The 3,211-nt window shown below is 72.3% G+C and carries 2 protein-coding genes; both read right to left on the bottom strand.

Features of this window, described 5'->3' with window-relative positions:
* Positions 1-2,275: type I polyketide synthase (locus ACZ56B_RS32680; protein ID WP_468798675.1), on the bottom strand; the 2,275-nt coding region annotated here is incomplete at its 3' end.
* Positions 2,276-2,311: 36 nt separating this feature from the next.
* The coding region (locus ACZ56B_RS32675; protein ID WP_468798672.1) for an acyl carrier protein at positions 2,312-3,211 on the bottom strand (900 nt) is incomplete at its 5' end.

Below are 3,211 nucleotides of genomic sequence, written 5' to 3'. Positions count from 1 at the left end.
CCCCCGTCAGGTTCGACACCACCGGGAGGCGCGGCTGGGCATACGTCACCGACTCCGCCACCCGCCGGAACTCCGCCAGCATCGGCTCCATCAACCGCGAGTGGAACGCGTGCGACACCCGCAGCCGCCTGGTCCGCCGGTCCCCCAGCCGGCCCACCACCTCCTCGACAGCCGCCCCGGCCCCCGACAACACCACCGACCCCGGCCCGTTGACCGCCGCGATATCCACACCCCCCGCCAGCAGCGGCCCCACCTCCTCCTCCGACGCCTCCACCGCCAGCATCACCCCGCCCGGCGGCAGCGCCTGCATCAGCCGCCCCCGCGCCACCACCAAAGCCGCCGCATCCTCCAGCGACCACACCCCCGCCACGAACGCCGCCACCACCTCACCGACCGAATGACCGGCCAGCAGATCGGGCCGCACCCCCCAGGACTCCACCAGCCGGAACAACGCCACCTCCACGGCGAACAGCGCCGGCTGCGCATACCGCGTCTCGTCCAGCAGCCCCGCCTCCGCCCCGAAGACCACCTCCCGCAGCGACCCCCCCAGCACCCCGTCCACCGCCGCACACACCTCGTCGAAGGCCCGCGCGAACACCGGAAACGCCCCGTACAGCTCCCGCCCCATACCGACCCGCTGCGCCCCCTGCCCGGTGAACAACACCCCCAGCCGCCCCGCCACCACCGCCCGCGGCTCCACCGCCCCCAGACGCTCTTGCGCCTCCCGCACCGACCCCGCCACCACCACCGCACGATGACCCAGATGCGCCCGCCCCGTCGCCAGCGAGAACGCCACGTCCGCCAGCCCCAGCCCGCCGTGCCGCCCCAGATGACCGGCCAGCCGCTCCGCCTGCCCCCGCACCGCCTCCGGCGTCCGGCCCGACAACACCAGCGGCACCGGCCCGCCCGCCACCGTCGGCGCCGCCTCCTCCGGCCGCACCCCCTCCAGGATCACGTGCGCATTCGTGCCACTGATACCGAACGAGGAGACCGCCGCCCGCCGCGGCCGGTCCCCCTCCGGCCACTCCCGCGCCTCGGTCAGCAGCTCCACCGCACCCGCCGACCAGTCCACCGCCGACGACGGCGCGTCCACATGCAGCGTCCTGGGCAGCACCCCGTGCCGCATCGCCTGCACCATCTTGATCACACCCGCCACACCCGCGGCGGCCTGCGCATGACCGATGTTCGACTTCAGCGAACCCAGCCACAACGGCCGGCCGTCCGCCGGGCGCTCCTGCCCGTAGGTGGCGAGCAGCGCCTGGGCCTCGATCGGATCCCCCAGCGACGTGCCCGTGCCGTGCGCCTCCACCGCGTCCACATCGGCCGCCGACAGACCCGCGTTGGTCAGCGCCTGGCGGATCACCCGCTGCTGCGAGGGGCCGTTCGGCGCGGTCAGGCCGTTGGACGCGCCGTCCTGGTTGACCGCGCTGCCGCGCACCACGGCCAGCACCTGGTGGCCGTTGCGCCGCGCGTCCGACAGACGCTCCAGCAGCACCAGGCCCACGCCCTCGGCCCAGGCGGTGCCGTCCGCCCCCTCGGCGAACGACTTGCACCGCCCGTCGGGAGCCAGGCCCCGCTGCCGCGAGAACTCGATGAAGCTGCCCGGCGTGGCCATCACCGCCACACCGCCGGCGAGCGCCAGCGAGCACTCACCGCTGCGCAGCGCCTGCACCGCGGAGTGCATCGCCACCAGCGACGACGAACACGCCGTGTCCACCGTCACCGCAGGACCCTCGAAGCCGAAGGTGTACGCCACCCGGCCGGACACGATGCTTCCGGCGACCGCGGCTGCCTCGTAGTCGTGGTACATCAGGCCGGCGAAGACGCCGGTGCGGCTGCCCCTCAGCGTGGCCGGATCGATACCCGCCCGCTCGAAGACCTCCCACGAGGTCTCCAGCAGCAGCCGCTGCTGCGGATCCATCGCCAGCGCCTCACGCGGACTGATCCCGAAGAACGCCGCGTCGAACTCCCCCGCATCGTGCAGGAAACCGCCCTCCCGGACATAGGTCTTGTCGGGCAGGCCGAGGGTGGGGTCGTAGATCGCGTCGACGTTCCATCCCCGGTTCTTCGGAAACGGCGTGATGCCGTCACGTTCCTCGGCGACGAGCTGCCACAGATCCTCCGGCGAAGCGACGCCGCCGGGCAGTCGGCACGCGGCCGACACGATCGCGATCGGTTCGGTCCGGGCCGCGACAGCCCGGTCACGCTCCGCCTTGAGCTGCTCGTTCTCCATGAGCGAGGCACGCAGTGCCGCGACGATCTTGTCCTCGGACACAGACATACTTGAGTTCCTCCGTAGGCCGCGACGGGCTCAGTTGGTGGTGTTGCCCATCGCGCGTTCGATGAGGCCTGCGACATCCATGTCGGCGATCAGATGCGCTTTGTTCTGTCCGGTTTCGGCAGAGGTTCCGCCGGTTGCGCCGGTGCCTGTGGCACCGGGGGGCGCATCCACGAGACGCAGCAACTGCTGCAGTACGCCAAGTTCCTCGAGTCGGGTGAGTGGGACGGCGGCGAGTGCCTTGCGCAGCCCGGGTTCGTCCACGTCGGCCAGTTCGACCGTTCCGGTCGCGGTGTCCGGGATCAACTCCGCGCGCAGGTGATCGGCGATCGCGGCGGTCGACGGGTAATCGAAGATCAGGGTGGCCGGCAGCGAGGTGCCCGTCACTCCGGCCAGCCGGTTGCGCAGTTCGACTGCGGTGAGCGAGTCGAAGCCGAGTTCGCTGAACGCCTGCCCCGGCGAGATGCCCGCGGCGTCGGCGTGCCCGAGTACGACGGCGACCTGGTCGCGGACCAGATCCAGCAGCATCTCCGTCTGCTCCTCCGCCGGGAGCCCTGCCAGCCGGTCCGTGAGGGACTCGGTCGGAACAGGTCCGCCGACGGCGGCAGTACGCCGGGGCCGACGCACCAGTCCTTGCAGCTTGAGCGCCAGTTGTCCGGCCCCCGCCTGTGCGGCCAGGGTCGCGAGCTCGAACTTGATCGGCACCAGGGCCGGTTCGCCGGCATCGAGTGCGGCGTCGAAGAGTGCCATGCCCTCGTCGACGGACAGGGCCCGGACCCCGCTGCGCCGCATACGTGCCCGGTCCGCCTGGTCGAGGACACCGGCCATGCCTTCGGTATCGCCCCACAGGCCCCAGGCCAGCGAGACGGCCGGCAGACCCCGGGCACGGCGCCACCGAGCGAAGGCGTCCAGGAAGGCATTGGCCGCCGAGTA

The sequence above is a fragment of the Streptomyces sp. NPDC034670 genome, from assembly GCF_055574875.1.
Note: the sequence above shows the minus strand (reverse complement) of the source record. Positions and strands in the feature narration are given on the sequence as shown.